General features: G+C 73.0%; 14 protein-coding genes. 11 read left to right on the top strand and 3 right to left on the bottom strand.

Annotated features, from left to right (window positions below; genetic code table 11):
- Nucleotides 1-40: 40 nt before the first annotated feature.
- Nucleotides 41-670: a TetR/AcrR family transcriptional regulator gene (locus ABD350_RS37020; RefSeq protein WP_344353683.1), complete on the bottom strand. Its 630-nt coding sequence runs from the start codon at nt 668-670 to the stop codon at nt 41-43.
- 146 nt (nt 671-816) lie between these two features.
- Between ABD350_RS37020 and ABD350_RS37015 the strand changes: the two genes are divergently transcribed.
- The 3 genes from ABD350_RS37015 (at nt 817) to ABD350_RS37005 (ending at nt 3,577) form a co-directional block, all read left to right on the top strand.
- The gene (locus ABD350_RS37015; RefSeq protein WP_344353680.1) at nt 817-1,446 is read left to right on the top strand and encodes an alpha-ketoglutarate-dependent dioxygenase AlkB; all 630 of its coding nucleotides are present in this window, start codon (nt 817-819) and stop codon (nt 1,444-1,446) included.
- Nucleotides 1,447-1,531: 85 nt separating this feature from the next.
- Nucleotides 1,532-2,284 (top strand): MBL fold metallo-hydrolase, encoded by a 753-nt coding sequence (locus ABD350_RS37010; protein WP_344353679.1) that lies wholly within the window; start codon nt 1,532-1,534, stop codon nt 2,282-2,284.
- Between the two features lie 57 nt (nt 2,285-2,341).
- Entirely contained in the window at nt 2,342-3,577 is a 1,236-nt protein-coding gene (locus ABD350_RS37005) for a DUF4032 domain-containing protein (protein ID WP_344353677.1), read from the top strand.
- A 50-nt stretch (nt 3,578-3,627) separates the two neighbouring features.
- Here the strand turns inward: ABD350_RS37005 and ABD350_RS37000 are convergent, their stop codons facing one another.
- Nucleotides 3,628-4,494 carry a universal stress protein gene (locus ABD350_RS37000; protein ID WP_344353675.1) on the bottom strand — a complete coding sequence of 289 codons (867 nt, stop codon included), beginning with the start codon at nt 4,492-4,494 and terminating at the stop codon, nt 3,628-3,630.
- 156 nt (nt 4,495-4,650) lie between these two features.
- On the opposite strand from ABD350_RS37000, the gene ABD350_RS36995 reads away from it, so the two are divergent.
- Genes ABD350_RS36995 through ABD350_RS36985 form a run of 3 tightly spaced genes read left to right on the top strand, consistent with a single transcriptional unit; the run spans nt 4,651 to nt 8,122 of the window.
- Nucleotides 4,651-6,327 carry an FAD-dependent oxidoreductase gene (locus tag ABD350_RS36995; protein ID WP_344353673.1) on the top strand — a complete coding sequence of 559 codons (1,677 nt, stop codon included), beginning with the start codon at nt 4,651-4,653 and terminating at the stop codon, nt 6,325-6,327.
- Entirely contained in the window at nt 6,324-7,775 is a 1,452-nt protein-coding gene (locus ABD350_RS36990; protein WP_344353671.1) for an ATP-binding protein, read from the top strand. The genes ABD350_RS36995 and ABD350_RS36990 overlap by 4 nt, the downstream gene beginning before the upstream one ends.
- Nucleotides 7,772-8,122 (top strand): UBP-type zinc finger domain-containing protein, encoded by a 351-nt coding sequence (locus ABD350_RS36985; RefSeq protein WP_344353669.1) that lies wholly within the window; start codon nt 7,772-7,774, stop codon nt 8,120-8,122. The genes ABD350_RS36990 and ABD350_RS36985 overlap by 4 nt, the downstream gene beginning before the upstream one ends.
- A gap of 72 nt (nt 8,123-8,194) precedes the next feature.
- On the opposite strand, the gene ABD350_RS36980 is transcribed toward ABD350_RS36985, so the two are convergent.
- The gene (locus ABD350_RS36980) at nt 8,195-9,979 is read right to left on the bottom strand and encodes a M4 family metallopeptidase (protein WP_344353667.1); all 1,785 of its coding nucleotides are present in this window, start codon (nt 9,977-9,979) and stop codon (nt 8,195-8,197) included.
- Nucleotides 9,980-10,290: 311 nt separating this feature from the next.
- Between ABD350_RS36980 and ABD350_RS36975 the strand changes: the two genes are divergently transcribed.
- The 5 genes from ABD350_RS36975 (at nt 10,291) to ABD350_RS36955 (ending at nt 15,479) form a co-directional block, all read left to right on the top strand.
- Entirely contained in the window at nt 10,291-11,535 is a 1,245-nt protein-coding gene (locus ABD350_RS36975) for a serine hydrolase domain-containing protein (protein WP_344353665.1), read from the top strand.
- A gap of 71 nt (nt 11,536-11,606) precedes the next feature.
- Entirely contained in the window at nt 11,607-12,284 is a 678-nt protein-coding gene (locus ABD350_RS36970; RefSeq protein ID WP_344353663.1) for an AIM24 family protein, read from the top strand.
- Between the two features lie 198 nt (nt 12,285-12,482).
- Nucleotides 12,483-13,442 carry a threonine/serine dehydratase family protein gene (locus tag ABD350_RS36965; RefSeq protein ID WP_344353734.1) on the top strand — a complete coding sequence of 320 codons (960 nt, stop codon included), beginning with the start codon at nt 12,483-12,485 and terminating at the stop codon, nt 13,440-13,442.
- Between the two features lie 842 nt (nt 13,443-14,284).
- Nucleotides 14,285-14,458 carry a hypothetical protein gene (locus ABD350_RS36960; protein ID WP_344353661.1) on the top strand — a complete coding sequence of 58 codons (174 nt, stop codon included), beginning with the start codon at nt 14,285-14,287 and terminating at the stop codon, nt 14,456-14,458.
- A gap of 49 nt (nt 14,459-14,507) precedes the next feature.
- Nucleotides 14,508-15,479 carry an LLM class F420-dependent oxidoreductase gene (locus tag ABD350_RS36955; protein WP_344353659.1) on the top strand — a complete coding sequence of 324 codons (972 nt, stop codon included), beginning with the start codon at nt 14,508-14,510 and terminating at the stop codon, nt 15,477-15,479.
- The last annotated feature ends 27 nt before the right edge of the window (nt 15,480-15,506 follow it).

Here is a 15,506-nt window from a genome sequence, read left to right as displayed (position 1 = left end):
CCGGGCCCTCCGGGTGCCCGCGGGGGGAGGGCTTCCCGGGTTACGACGGGATGTGGCCGCCGTCCGTCAGCAGCGCGGTGAGCAGATGCTTCAGCCAGGCCCGGGCGGCCTCGACGTCACGGTCCAGCAGCAGTTGGGTGGTGACGCCGTCGTAGGCGGCGACGACGGCGCGCGCGGCACCGTCCGCATCGCCGAGGACGGCGGGCAGGGCGGTGTGCCCCCGGGCCCGGGCGAGCCGGTCGGCGATGGCCGCGCGGAGCCGGGCGCGGTGGTCGAGCAGGGCCCGGGCGACGGCCGGGTCGCGGGCGGCGTGCACCAGGAAGTCGGTCTTCACCAGCAGCCAGTCCACGTCGAGCAGCAGTACCTCGGTGACCCGGTCCACGGAGGCCGGCACGTCCAGGTCCGGCCCGCCCCGGGCGAGCGCGTCGGCGACCTGGCCGGCGATCAGGTCGGCGCGCTCCCGGTAGAGGGCGAAGAACAGCTCGTCCAGGGTGGCGAAGTTGGAGTAGAAGGCGCCCCGGCTGAATCCGGCCGCCTCGCAGACCTCCTCGATGGTGACCCGCCCGAACCCCTTCGCCGCGAACACGGCGAACGCGGCGTCGAGCAGCCGGGCCCGGGTGCGCACCCGGCGCCGGGTGACGCGCGCGGGCGACTGTTCCGCCGGTTCCATCCGACCGCCCTCCCGACCGTGCTGTCGTTCGATACGCGAATGTATCGGATACACCTGTGTATCGAAAGGGGTCCGGCGCGGGGGATCACAGGGCACCCGTTGATCAGATGGGAACGTATTTTCGATTAACGGAGTACGCTGGCCTCATGGCCACGCACCTCCAGGGCTCCCTGTTCGACCAGACCGACGAGCTGCGGCTCGGTCCCCTGGACGGGCTGCGCCGGACCGAGCTGGGGGCGGGGGCCTGGATCGACGTCCTGCCGGGCTGGCTCGGCGGGGCCGACGCGCTCTTCGAACGGCTCGCGGCCGAGGTGCCCTGGCGGGCGGAGCGCCGGAAGATGTACGACAACGTGGTCGCCGTACCCCGGCTGCTGGCCCACTACGGCGAGCGGGACCCGCTCCCCCACCCGGTGCTGGACGAGGCCCGGGCCGCACTCTCTGGGCACTACGCCGAGGAGCTGGGCGAGCCGTTCACGACCGCCGGACTGTGCTTCTACCGGGACGGCCGGGACAGCGTGGCCTGGCACGGGGACCGCATCGGACGGGGCGCCCGCGAGGACACCATGGTCGCGATCCTCTCCGTCGGCGCGCCCCGGGACCTGCTGCTGCGCCCGGCCGGCGGGGGCGGCTCCACCGTGCGCCGACCGCTCGGACACGGCGATCTGATCGTGATGGGCGGCTCCTGCCAGCGCACCTGGGAGCACTGCGTCCCCAAGACCGGCCGGGCCACCGGACCGCGCATCAGCGTCCAGTTCCGGCCGCACGGCGTACGGTGACCGACCGGTCCCGCCCTTGCGCGAGGAGGCGGCCGGTCTGATTGGCTGTCCTTCCACCAACGATCACACGGGGCTCGGGGAGATCATGCGGGCAGAGGTACGCCAAGTCGCCGACGGCACCTACCTGGTGCACGGCAACCACGTCAACTGGGTGATCCTCAAGGAGGGCGACGCCGTCACCCTCGTGGACACCGGCTATCCGGGAGACCGCCCGGCGCTGCTGGAATCGCTCGCGCGGGTGGGCGCCGCCCCCGAGTCGGTCGCCGCCGTACTGATCACCCACGCGCACAACGACCACCTGGGCTCGGCCGAGTACCTGCGCGCGGCCCACGGCACGCCGGTGTATCTGCACCCGGCCGAAGTACCGCACGCACGACGGGACTTCCTCCAGCAGGCCACCATCGGCGACGTCATACGCAACGCCTGGCGGCCCGGTGTCGTGCCCTGGGCGGTGCACGTGATCAAGGCCGGCGGCACCGAGCACCACCCGGTCACCGCGCCCGAGCCGTTCCCGGCGGCCGGCGGAGCCCCGCTGGACCTGCCCGGCCGCCCGGTGCCCGTGCACACGCCCGGCCACACCGACGGCCACTGCGTCTACCACCTGCCCGGGGCCGGGATCGTCATCTCCGGGGACGCGCTGGTCAGCGGGCACGCCACCTCGCGGATCAAGGGCCCGCAGATCCTGCCGGACTTCTTCCACCACGAACGCGCCCGGGTCGTGGCCTCGCTGGACCTGATCGGCGCGCTCGACGGCGACGTCCTGCTGCCGGGCCACGGGCCGGTGCACCGGGGCCCGGTGCGCGCGGCGGCCGAACGGGCCCGGGAGCGAGCCTCCTGAGCACACCCACGGCAGCGGGCCCCCGGAACGCCCGGGCGGGGCCTTAGGGTTCGTGTCATGTCCTTGCAGATCAGCGCCACCAACCCGGAGCACCCCGCGCTCCTGCTCGCCCTGCCCTGGGACACCCCGCTGGAGGAGTGGCCCGAGGAGTACCTCGTGCCGCTCCCGCGCGGCATCTCCCGGCACGTGGTGCGCTACGCGCACGCCGGTGACGAGGTGATCGCCGTCAAGGAGCTGGCCGAGCGGCCCGCGCTGCGCGAGTACGGGCTGCTGCGCGACCTGGACCGGCTCGGCATCCCGGCCGTCGACCCGCTCGCCGTGGTCACCGGCCGCGCCGACCGCTCGGGCGCCCCGCTGGAACCGGTGCTGATCACCCGGCATCTGCGCGGCTCGCTGCCGTACCGGTCGATGTTCGAGACGACCATGCGCCCGGCGACCATGCACCGGCTGATGGACGCCCTCGCCGTGCTGCTGGTCCGCCTCCACCTGGCCGGCTTCGCCTGGGGCGACTGCTCGCTGTCCAACACCCTGTTCCGGCGCGACGCGGGCGCCTACGCGGCCTATCTGGTCGACGCCGAGACCGGCGAGCTGCACCCGCGGCTCAGCCCCGGGCAGCGCGACTACGACCTGGACCTGGCCCGCGTGAACATCAGCGGCGAGCTGCTGGACCTGGAGGCGTCCGGCGCGCTGCACCCGTCGGTGGACCCGGTGGAGTTCGGCCACGAGATCTGCACCCGCTACCAGGGGCTGTGGCGGGAGCTGACCCGCACCTCGGTGTACCCGGCGGGCAAGTACCACTACATCGAGCGCCGGATCCGCCGGCTGAACGACCTCGGTTTCGACGTGGCCGAGATGCAGATCGAGCACTCCTCGGGCGGCGACACGGTCACCTTCGTGCCGAAGGTCGTGGACGCCGGCCACCACCAGCGGCAGCTGCTGCGGCTGACCGGCCTGGACACCGAGGAGAACCAGGCGCGGCGGCTGCTGAGCGACCTGGAGAGCTGGATGGCCACCCAGGACGACTACGTCCCCGACGATCCCCGTGCCGCCCGCCCCGAGGTGCTGGCCCACCGCTGGGTCCGGGACGTGTTCCGGCCCACCGTGCGCGCCGTTCCGCCGGAGCTGCGCGGCACGATGGACCCGGCGGAGATCTACCACCAGCTCCTCGAACACCGCTGGTACCTGTCCGAGCGGGCCCAGCACGACATCGGGCTGGACACCGCCGTCAGGGACTACATCGAGAACGTCCTGCCCCGGGCCCGTGCCACGCTGGAGCCGGCCGAGCCCGAGTAGACCGGCCGGGCAGACCGGCCCGAGCAGACCGGCCCGGGCAGACCGGCAGGTCAGTCGTGCGGGACCACGGCCACCGGGCAGCCGGCGTGGTGCAGCACGCCGTGCGCCACCGAACCGATCCGGGCGCCGACGGCCGTACGGCGCGCCCGGCGCCCGACGACCAGCAGCTGGGCCCGGGCCGCCGCCGCCAGCAGCACCTGCCCGGCGCTGCCCATCTCGACGTGCTCGGCGACGGGCACCTCGGGGAACCGCTCCCGCCAGGGCCGCACGGCGTCGGCCAGCGCCTGCTTCTCGTACGGTTCGAGCCCGCCCGCCTCGTCCAGCAGCCGCAGCGAACCCGGGCTGTAGGCGAAGACCGGCGGCAGCGTCCAGGCCCGGACCGCCCGGACGGCCGCGCCCCGGGCCGCCGCCGTCTCGAACGCGAACCGCAGCGCCGCCGCGCTGTCCTCGGGGCCGCCGTGCTGGCCGACCACCACGTCCCGGCCGGCCGCCTCCGCCGCGGGTTCGTCCCCGGCCCGCACCAGCACCACGGGCCGGGCGGCCTCCGCGATCACCTGCTGACCGACCGAGCCCAGCAGGAACCCGACGACGGGCCCGTGCCCGCGCGAACCGAGCACCAGCAGCTCCGCCCCGGCCGCGGCCCGCGCCAGCGCGTCCGCGGCCCCGCCCTCCACCAGGTCGGTGGTCACCGTCAGCCCCGGGTGCCGCTCCGTGACGGAGCGCACGGCGTCCTCCACACCCTGGGAGACCCACCCGTGCTGGGTGTCCCGGTCGGCCGCGGCCAGCGCCTCGGCGTACCGCCAGGCATGCACCACGCGCAGCGGCAGGCCCCGGCGCACGGCCTCCCTGGCCGCCCAGTCCAGCGCGGTCAGGCTCTCCTGTGTACCGTCCACCCCTGCCGTGATCGGGCGTGTCATCCGTGGGCCTCCTCGTCGTCCTGCGCGCACGAGCGTGTCGTCGTGTGCTCATGATCATGGTGCACGCTCCCGGCCACCGCTGCCGCGGTGTCCTCGGCGGGCCCGGGCGATCGAACATACGATGGCCTGGTATTGGTGACATGGGTGGGGAGTCGTATGGCACAGGCCGCCGAGACCGCGCGGACCGTCATCCTGACCGTGGACGACGACCCGGGGGTCTCCCGTGCCGTCGCCCGCGACCTCAGGCGGCGCTACGGCGGGTCGTACCGCATCGTCCGCGCGGAGTCCGGAGAGTCCGCGCTCGCCGCGCTGCGCGAGCTGAAGCTGCGCGGGGACCAGGTGGCGGTGATCCTGGCCGACTACCGCATGCCGCGGATGAACGGCATCGAGTTCCTCGAACAGGCCCTGGACGTGTACCCGGGCGCGCGCCGGGTGCTGCTGACCGCGTACGCGGACACGCACGCGGCGATCGACGCCATCAACGTCGTCGACCTGGACCACTATCTGCTCAAGCCCTGGGACCCGCCCGAGGAGAAGCTCTACCCGGTCCTCGACGATCTCCTCCAGGCCTGGCGGAGCGGCGCCTGCAAGCCGGTGCCCAGCACCAAGGTCGTCGGGCACCGCTGGTCGGCGCGGTCCTCGGCGGTGCGGGAGTTCCTGGCCCGCAACCAGGTGCCCTACCGCTGGTACTCGGTGGACGAGCCGGAGGGGCGGCGGCTGCTGGCCGCCGCCGGGCAGGACGGGCAGCGGCTGCCGCTGGTGGTCACCCCGGACGGCACGGCCCTGGTCGAGCCCGAGGCGCCCGAGCTGGCGGCCCGGGTGGGGCTCGCGACGACCCCGGCGGCCGGCTTCTACGATCTGGTGGTGATCGGCGGCGGCCCGGCCGGGCTGGGCGCGGCCGTGTACGGCGCCTCCGAAGGCCTCAGGACGGTGCTGGTGGAGCGGTCGGCGACCGGCGGGCAGGCCGGGCAGAGCTCCCGGATCGAGAACTATCTCGGCTTCCCCGACGGGGTCTCCGGCGCCCAGCTCACCGACCGGGCGCGGCGGCAGGCGGCCAAGTTCGGCGCCGAACTCCTGACCGCCCGGGAGGTGACGGGACTTGAGGCCAACGGCGCCGCCCGGATCGTACGGTTCGCGGACGGCTCGGCGATCGCCGCGCACAGCGTGATCCTCGCGACCGGGGTGCAGTACCGGCAGTTGCCGGCCGCGGGCTGCGCGGACCTGACCGGGTGCGGGGTGTTCTACGGCTCGGCGCTGACCGAGGCGGCCTCCTGCGAGGGGCAGGAGGTGTACATCGTCGGCGGCGCCAACTCGGCGGGCCAGGCGGCGATGTACCTGTCCCGGTTCGCGAAGTCGGTGACGCTGCTGGTGCGCGGACCCGACCTGTCGGCGTCGATGTCGCACTACCTGATCCAGCAGATCGAGGACGCCCCGAACATCTCGGTGCGCTGCCACACGGTGGTCGACGAGGCGCACGGCACCGGTCGGCTGGCAGAGCTGACACTGCGTCACACGGTGACCGGTGAGCGCGAACGGGTCGGCGCCCGCTGGCTGTTCGTGTTCATCGGCGCCGCCCCGCCGACCGACTGGCTGGGCGAGACGGTGCTGCGCGACGAGCGCGGCTTCATCCTGGCCGGACCCGATCTGACCGCCGACGGACGGCCGCCGGCCGGCTGGGAGCTGGACCGGCCGCCGTACCACCTGGAGACCAGCGTTCCCGGCGTGTTCGTCGCGGGGGACGCGCGCGCCGAGTCCGCCAAGCGGGTCGCGTCCGCCGTCGGAGAGGGAGCCATGGCCGTGATGCTCGTCCACCGGTATCTGGAGCAGTCGTGAGCGGCCGGGTCGTGCCGTGCGGCCCCCGGGAGATCGGCTCCCTGTTCCTCTTCGAGAAGCTGAGCCCCGAGCAGCTGGGCCGGCTGTGCGCGGCGGGCCGGGTGGAGCTGTTCGAGCCCGGCCCGGTGTACACCGAGGGCGACCCGGCCACCTGCTTCTTCGTGATGATCGAGGGCACGGTGGTGCTGTCCCGGCGGGTCGGCGCCGACGACGTGGAGGTCAGCCGGTCCTCGCAGCGCGGGGTGTACGCCGGCGCGATGCAGGCCTACCTCGGCGACCGGGTGCGGCAGGTCTACCGCAACTCGATGCGGGTCACCGAGCCGACGCGGTTCTTCGTGCTGCCGGCGGACACCTTCGCGGACGTGATGCGCGAGTGGTTCCCGATGGCCGTGCACCTGCTGGAGGGCCTGTTCTTCGGCACGAAGAACACCCAGGCGATGATCGGGCAGCGGGAACGGCTGCTGGCGCTGGGCTCGTTGTCGGCCGGGCTCACGCACGAGCTGAACAACCCGGCGGCGGCAGCGGTGCGGGCGACGGCCGCGCTGCGCGAACGGGTCGCGAAGATGCGGCACAAGCTCGGTCTGATCGCCGAGGGCCCCTTCTCCCGGGAGGTGCTGGCGAACCTGGTGGAGATCCAGGAGCGGACCGCGGAGCGGGTGGCGAAGGCGCCGGCGCTCAGCCCGCTGGAGGCGTCCGACCGGGAGGACGCGCTCACCGACTGGCTGGACGAGCACGGCATCGGCCACGGCTGGCAGCTGGCGCCCGCCTTCGTGCAGGCCGGACTCGACGTGGACTGGCTGGAGCGGGTCGCGGCGGCGGTGGGCGAGGAGATCCTGCCGAACGCGGTGGGCTGGCTCGACTACACCGTCGAGACCGAGTTGCTGATGAACGAGATCGAGGACTCCACCGCCCGCATCTCGCACCTGGTCGACGCGGCCAAGCAGTACGCGCAGCTGGACCGGGCGCCGTACCGGGTGGTGGACGTGCACGAACTCCTCGACAGCACGCTGCTGATGCTGTCGGGGAAGTGGGGGCCGGGCATCGAGGTCGTCAAGGACTACGACCGGACGCTGCCCCGGGTGCCCGCCTATCCGGCGGAGCTGAACCAGGTGTGGACCAACCTCGTCGACAACGCCGTGTCCGCGATGAACGGCGCGGGCGGGCAGGGCACCCTCACCGTGCGGACGGCACGCGACCACGAGCGGCTGCTGGTGGAGTTCCGGGACACCGGGCCCGGGATCCCGCCGGAGATCAAGGACCGGATCTTCGACCCGTTCTTCACCACCAAGCCGGTCGGCGAGGGCACCGGGCTCGGCCTGGACATCTCCTGGCGGATCGTCGTCGACAAGCACCACGGCAGCCTGCGGGTGGAGTCGGTGCCCGGCGACACCCGCTTCCAGGTGCTGCTGCCGCTGACCGCCCGACCGCCCGAGGAGGAGCCGGTATGAACGACGTGGAGGGGATCGACCCCGGTGTGCCGCCGAGCGGGCCGGGCTGTGTGGAGTGCGAGGAGACGGGCGGCTGGTGGTTCCATCTGCGCCGCTGCGCGCGGTGCGGGCACATCGGCTGCTGCGACGACTCCCCGTCCCGGCACGCCACCGCCCACTTCCGGGCCACCGGGCACCCGGTGATCCGCAGCTACGAGCCGGGCGAGGGCTGGTTCTGGAACTACGCCACCGAGGAGCTGTACACCTCCGGGCCCGACCTCGCTCCCCCGGCGAGCCATCCCGCCGGCCAGCCGGTACCGGGCCCGGCGGGGCGGGTGCCGGCCGACTGGGCGCGGATCCTGCGCTGACGCCACGGCGGACGGCGGATGCCCCGCGCGAGGCGGGGCATCCGGTGGTGCGGAGAGGTCCGGCGTCGTCCGTCAGTGGCGGGCGCGCGGGGTGTTGGCGGCGGTGACGTTCACCGCGGCCCACGACGTGTCGACCGTCTTGTACTCGGTGCTGTTCGCGCCGTACAGGTCCTTGGCCGCCTTCAGCGTCGCGGTGCGCGCCTGGTGGAAGTCGGTGCTGGAGACCATGTAGCGGGTGAGCGCCCGGTAGTAGATGGCGGTCGCCTTGGCCCGGCCGATGCCCTTGACCTTGATGTTGCGGTAGGTCGGCGAGTCGTAGGTGACGCTGCCGATCTTCTTCTTGCCGCTGCCCTCGGCGAGCAGGTAGTAGGCGTGCGAGGAGACACCGGAACCGGCGTGCACCTCGGTGTCGTAGAGCTTCGGCGACCAGTAGTCGACGGTGCCCTCGAGCTTGTCCAGCGACGGGCGGTCCAGGCGGCGCAGGAACTTCTGCGCGAGGCCCAGCTTCTCGCCGACCAGGTAGTCCGGGGTGTCCTTCGCGTTCTTGGCGTAGAACTCGACGTTCGAGCCGAAGACATCCGCGAGCGACTCGTTCAGCGAGCCGGGCTCGCCGTACTGGTTGCCGTCGGCGTCGACGAAGGTCGGCTGGAGGTTGGCGGTCGCCTCCACCACGCCGTGGGTCAGCTCGTGACCCGTGACGTCGAGGACGACGAGCGGCTTCTTGAACATCTGGCCGTCGCCGTCGCCGTACAGCATGCAGTTGCAGGTGGGGTCCCAGAAGGCGTTGGCGACCTTCTTGCCCCAGTGGACCATCGCCTGGGCGGCCTTGCTGTTGTTGCGGATGCCCTTGCGCTGGAACGTGGACTTGTAGAAGTCCAGTGTCTTGGTGACGCCGTACTGGGCGTCGGCGGCGACCGTGACCCGGCTGCTGGTCTTGCCGTTGCCCCACACGTTGGTCGTGTTGGTGAACTTCGTGCCGGCGCTGAACTTCTCGGTGTACGAGCCCTTGGCGTCCCGGGTCTCGGTGCCGTACCGGTTCGGGTCCTTGAGCTGGTAGTGACCGCGCGAGGTCTGCGTCGTGGTGAGGCCGACGCTGCCCACGAAGAGGGTCTTGCCGGTGCCCTTGGCGGCCGACGGGTAGCGCGTGGCGCCGGTGGCGCCGGAGCCGGCCAGGCCGGGGGCGGCCGCGGCGGAGCCGGTGCCGGTGGCCGGGTCGAGGGTCTCGCCGCGCTCGCGCAGGGCGTCGAGCAGCTTCGGCGACAGGAACTCGTCCCGGGTGGGCGTGTTGCTGCGCACCTTGCCGGTGACCGCGTCGACGACGACCGTGCGGGCGGTCTCCTGGCCGGTGACGGTGACCTGGTAGGCGAGCGCGGAGGCACCGGCCCGGGCGTCCACCACGAGCTGGGCGCCGTCCGCGTCGCCCTTGGCCGCCCGGGCGGCCAAGGCGGCGGCCTGAGCGGCGGTCAGCCGGGCCTTCGCGGCGGGCTTGACCGTGTGGCCGGCCGCGCGGGTCACGCCGGTGTAGCCGAGCTTGCCGTCGAGGTGGACGACGAGGTCGCCACCGAGCACCGGCAGGCCGTTGTTGCTGCGGACGAAGCGGACGTGCCGCGCGCCCTCGGGGTCGATCATGACGTCCTGGGCGTGCAGTTCGTCGCCCTGGGAGACGCCGGTCGCCGAGGCGTGCGCGAAGGCCGCGGTGCGTGCCGCCTCCACCACCACCGCGGCGTTCGAGGAGGCCGAGGCGGCGACGTGCCGCTCCCCCGTGTCGGGACCCGCGAAGGCCGTACCGGCCAGGCCCGTGGCAGCCGTCGCCACCGCGACGGCGACCGCCACGGTGCGTATGTGCGGTCTACGCAATCTGATCAGGGTTCCTTCGTACGAAGGCGGCCGAGGTCGTCAACCGCCCTGAGGCATGGCGCGGTTGGGCGCCACGGGGGCTGGTCTGGCCCCGGGGGGTAACCCTTCCCGATCAGTCATGGGCACGTAAAGCCGAAATGCTTCATTTCACGAACCTTTATGACAATCTTTTACACACGAGAGCCACAGAGTGATCACAGCATGACCAATCGTGTGTCGGCTGGGGAGACGGCGTTCTCATCCCCTAGGTTCCCAGGGCGACATGTGACCGATATCGCATCAACAACCGACCGGATGGGAGTGGTGAGGGGATGGACTCGGCAACTGTGGGGCGGACGGCGGTACTCGGCGCGGTCGCGCTGTCGCTGCTCGCGGTCCCGGCACAGGCGGCGGCCGGGACGCCGGACACCCCGGCGGCGGCAGCGGCAGCAGCGGCGCGGCCGGCGGCGGCGACTGGGGCGTCGGTGACTCCGGCGGCAGCCGCGCGGCCGACGGCGGCGCGCACCCCGGCCGGGGCCGCGCTGCCGGCGCCGGACACCGCGGGCCTGGCCGCCGTATTGCGCTCGGCGGTGGCCCAGGGCGCGCCCGGGGCGCTGGCCCGGATCGACGACCACGGCCGGACCTACCGGGTCACCCGCGGTGTCGCCGACCGCGCCACCGGGCGGGCCATCAGCACCGGCGACCGGTTCCGGATCGGCAGTGTCACCAAGACCTTCACGACGGTGGTGCTGCTCCAGCTCGTCGACGAACACCGGCTGTCGCTGGACGCTCCGGTCAACCGCTATCTGCCGGGTCTGCTGCCGGACGACCGGATCACCGTCCGCCATGTGCTGAGCCACCGCAGCGGGCTGTACGACTACAGCGACGACATGTTCGCCGTGAGCGTCTCCGGCTTCGAGGCGGTCCGCAAGAAGGTCTTCACCTACCGGCAGTTGGTCGCCCTCTCCCTGAAGAAGCCCCGCACCAACGCGCCCGGCGCCGCCTATTCCTACTCCAACACCAACTTCGTCGTCGCCGGGCTGCTCGTCGAGAAGCTCACCGGACAGCCGGTGAGAACCGCCTACCAGCACCGGATCATCAAGCCGCTGAAGCTGACCGACACCTTCTACGTCCACCCGGACACCGCGATCCCGGGCCGGCACACCCGCGGCTACCTGACCCCGGACCGCGCCGGCGCCCCGCTGGTCGACGCGACCGCCCAGACCGTCTCCTGGGCGCAGAGCGCCGGGGCGCTCATCTCCAGCGCCCGGGACCTCGACGTCTTCTACGGCGCGCTGCTCAAGGGCAGGCTGATGTCTCCCGCGCGCCTCGCCGACATGGAGCGGTTCACCAAGGTGAACAGCACGACGGCGTACGGCCTCGGGCTGCGGCGGCGCCAGTTGTCCTGCGGGGTGTCGGTGTACGGGCACACGGGGGCGGTGCAGGGCTACTACACGTACGCGTTCGGCACGAAGGACGGCGGGCGGACCCTCACGGCCATGGCGAACACCTCGAACAACGCCAAGGTGCTCGGGACCCTGGCCGGGGCGCTGGAGTCGGCGTTCTGCGGGAAGTGACCGGCCCGTGTCCCGGCCGACACGTGCCGTGACCTTGGCGGAACGAGGCCGTCCGGGACACCATGCCCCGTATGAAGGGTGATCTCTTTTCCAGTCAGCACGTGGTGCAGCCGGCCGTGGCGCCGGGCATGTCCGTCGAGAACGCCAAGTGCATCAAATACGCGGTGAACGGCGAGATGTACGCCCGGCAGGGCGCGATGGTCGCCTACCGCGGCGACTTGCGGTTCGAGCGCAAGGGGCAGGGCGTCGGCGGCATGCTCAAACGCGCGGTGACCGGTGAGGGACTGCCCCTCATGACGGTGCGCGGACAGGGCGAGGCCTGGTTCGCGCACGAGGCGCAGAACTGCTTCATCGTCGACGTCGAGCCCGGCGACCAGTTCACCGTCAACGGCCGCCACGTGCTGTGTTTCGACGCGTCGCTGTCGTACGAGATCAAGACGGTGAAGGGGTCGGGCATCAGCGGCGGCGGCCTCTTCAACAGCGTGTTCGCGGGGCAGGGCCGGCTCGGCCTGGTCTGCGACGGCAACCCGCTGGTCATCCCCGTGTCCGCGCAGGCGCCGGTGTACGTCGACACCGACGCGGTGGTGGGCTGGACCACCCATCTGCAGACCTCGCTGCACCGCTCGCAGTCCATCGGCTCGATGCTGCGCGGCGGCTCCGGCGAGGCCGTGCAACTGATGTTCCAGGGCGAGGGGTTCGTGGTGGTGCGACCGAGCGAGCTGACACCCCAGAAGAACCAGCAGCACTGAGCCCGCCGACGCACGGACGCGGACGCCGGCTCCGGGGACGCGGGCACGGACGCCGGCCATGCTCCGGGGACGCGGGCGCCGGCCGTGATCCAAAACGGCGTTGACCGCCGGCCGTCCGGCGGGCCAAGGTGCGTCCGGTACGGCTCCCGACCCGTGCCGGAAGGATGAAGCGCCTTGATCGACAACTCGGACAGCGCCCTGATCGGCCTGACGGACATCGAAGCCGCCGCCCGGCGGATCGCCGGCCACGTCGTACGTACGCCGACGGTGCCGAGCCCCGGGCTCACCACCCTGCTCGGCGCCCCCGTCACCGCCAAGCTCGAACTGCTCCAGCGCACCGGCTCGTTCAAGGCGCGCGGGGCCACGGCGAAGCTGCTGTCGCTGACCGCGGCCGAGCGGGCGGCGGGCGTGGTCGCGGTGAGCGGCGGCAACCACGGGATCGCGCTCGCGGTGATGGCGGCGGCCCTCGATGTGAAGGCCACCGTCGTCATGCCGCGCACCGCGCCCGCCCGTTCCCTCGCGCTCGCCGAGGAGGCCGGGGCGTCGGTGCGGCTGACCGACGGCATGGACAGCGCCTTCGAACTGGTGACGCGGCTGCGGGACGAGGGGCTGACCCTGGTCCACCCGTTCGACGACCCGGCCGTGATCGCCGGACAGGGCACCGTGGGGCTGGAGCTGGCCGAGGACGCCGGGGAGCTGACCGATGTCGTCGTCAGCGTGGGCGGTGGTGGTCTGATCGCCGGGGTCGCGGCGGCCCTGCGGGCCCGGCGGCCGGGGGTACGGGTGTGGGGCGTGGAGACCGAGGGCGCGGAGGCGATGTCCGGCGCGCTCAAGGCGGGCGGCCCGGTGCGGGTGCCGTTGTCGTCCCTGGTCACCACGTTGAGCGCGCCCTCGGTGTCCCGGCTGACGTACGACCATGTGTCCGCGCTCGTCGAGGAGGTCCTGGTGGTGCCGGACCGGGACGCGGTGCGCGGCTGTCTGGATCTCGCCGACCGCGCCAAGGTGTGGGCCGAGCCGGCGGCTGGTTGTCTGCTGCCCGCGGCCCGGCAGGTGGTGGAGCGGGTCGGTGACGGCGCCCGGATCGGGCTCGTGGTGTGCGGCGGCAACACGACACCCCAGGAAGTCATGGGCTGGGCCAGTCGGTACGGCCTGTGGTGAGCGCCTGTTGAACACATCCCCGTGCGCCCCGCGTACCTCCGGGAAAGTCCGGGCGGGGTGTGTGAGGGGTGTCCATGGCCGAGGCGCGCGTCTTCGCATCCGAGGGGGTCGCCGGGCGGTACCGGCTGCTGGAGCTCTTCTCCCGCGAGACGAACCGCCTGTGCTGGTACGCGGAGGACTGGTGGCGGGACGGCCCCGCCCGGTGGCGCGGACGGTCCTGCCGGAGTCCGCCGGTGATTCCGCGCACCGCCTCACGGCACGGGACCTGCACGCCGGCGAGACCATGCGGCTGCCGCGCCCGGACCGGGTCGCCGCGGTCGTGGAAGGCGGCGCGCTGTGTGACCGGTGTGGCGCGGGCCGCGACCGGCGTGCCGACCGGCACACATCGGTATGCCGTCCCGCCCCCGGCCGACACCCCGGCCGCACCCTCCGGCCGGCCCACCGGCGGCGCCCCGCCCGGCCCCACGCCGACCGTACCGCCTCCCCCTCTCCCCCGCCCCTCCCTCACGCCCTCCCCCTCCGCCTCCTCCGCGCTGCCGGCCGGCTACCGCGCGTACCGTGCATCCCAGGGCTTCTCCGTGGCGCCGCCCGGCGGGTGGCGGCGGTCGGCGGGTGGCGGCGGCCGGCCACCTCCGGGTGGGCGGCCTGGCCTACCGCGTGATCTCCGGCCGGAGCGGCGGCACGCCCACGCTCGCCGTCACCTACAGCGAGCGTGTCGGCCCCGATCCGGTCGCCGTCCGGCGTGAGGACGTCGAGCCTGAACCGGCCCGGCTGCCGGGCTACCGCCGGATCGGCGCGGTCCGGGCCACCGCCTACCTGGGCCGCCGGGCCGCCGCCCTGGAGTGGCTGGCCGGGCCCGGGAGCGCACGCCCCGGCCCTTCGGGCGCGGCCTGCTGCTCGGCGGCCGGCGCGGCTACTCGCTGCGCTTCACCACCCCGGCCGCGGCCTGGGAGGACGCGGCGAACCGGGTGGCGCTGACGACGTTCCTGCGGACGTTCCGGGTACCACGGGAGTGACCCTCGCCATGGGCCGTTTTCCGGACGCCGAGCCGGGGACTCGCCCGATATGGTGCGAATCGGATACACGATGATGACCGAGCAGGCAGGTCCCCGGGACCTGGTGGAACACGTGGTGGGCGCCGAGGAGGTGGGGTTCGACTTCTCGGTGATCTCGGACCACTACTTCCCGTGGCTGCGCGCACAGGGGCACGCCTCCTACGCGTGGAGCGTGCTGGGCGCCGCCGCCCAGGCCACCTCCCGGATCCCCCTGATGACCTACGTCACCTGTCCCATCCTGCGCTACCACCCGGCGATCGTGGCGCAGAAGGCGGCGACCGTGCAGTTGCTGTCCGAGGGCAGGTTCCGGCTCGGCCTCGGCGCCGGCGAGAACCTGAACGAGCATGTCGTGGGCGGCGGCTGGCCTCCGGTGGACGTCCGCCACGAGATGCTGGAGGAGGCGGTGCACATCATCCGCGCGCTGTTCGAGGGCGGCCATGTCACCCACCACGGGCAGCACTACGACGTGGAGTCGGCCCGGCTGTGGGACCTGCCGGAGCAGGCGCCGCCGATCGGCATCGCCGTCTCCGGCAACCAGTCCTGCGAACTCGCCGGGCACCTCGCCGACCTGGTGATCGCGACCGAGCCGAAGGCGGGCCTGCTGGAGGCCTTCGACCGGCACGGCGGCAAGGGCAAGCCCCGGGTGGGCCAGTTGCCGGTGAGCTACGACCCCGACCGGGACACGGCGGTCAAGCGCGCCCACTCCCAGTTCCGCTGGTTCGGCCTGGGCTGGAAGGTGAACGCCGAACTGCCGCACCCCGACTCGTTCGAGGCCGCGACCCAGTTCGTCACCGAGGACGACGTCGCCTCCGCCATTCCGTGCGGCGACGATCCAGAGGCGTTCGTAGAGGCCGTACGACCGTACGCGGAGGCCGGGTTCGGGGAGGTCGCGCTGGTGCAGATCGGCGGTGACGCGCAGCGGGAGTTCCTGGACTGGTCGGCGAAGACCCTGCTGCCGGCGCTGCGGGAGGCCTTCGGCTGACGGGCTGTTCAGCGGTGCGGCGCGGGA

Source organism: Streptomyces nogalater, from assembly GCF_039532885.1.
GTDB lineage: Bacteria > Actinomycetota > Actinomycetes > Streptomycetales > Streptomycetaceae > Streptomyces > Streptomyces nogalater.
This window is presented reverse-complemented; position numbering and strand designations above follow the sequence as displayed.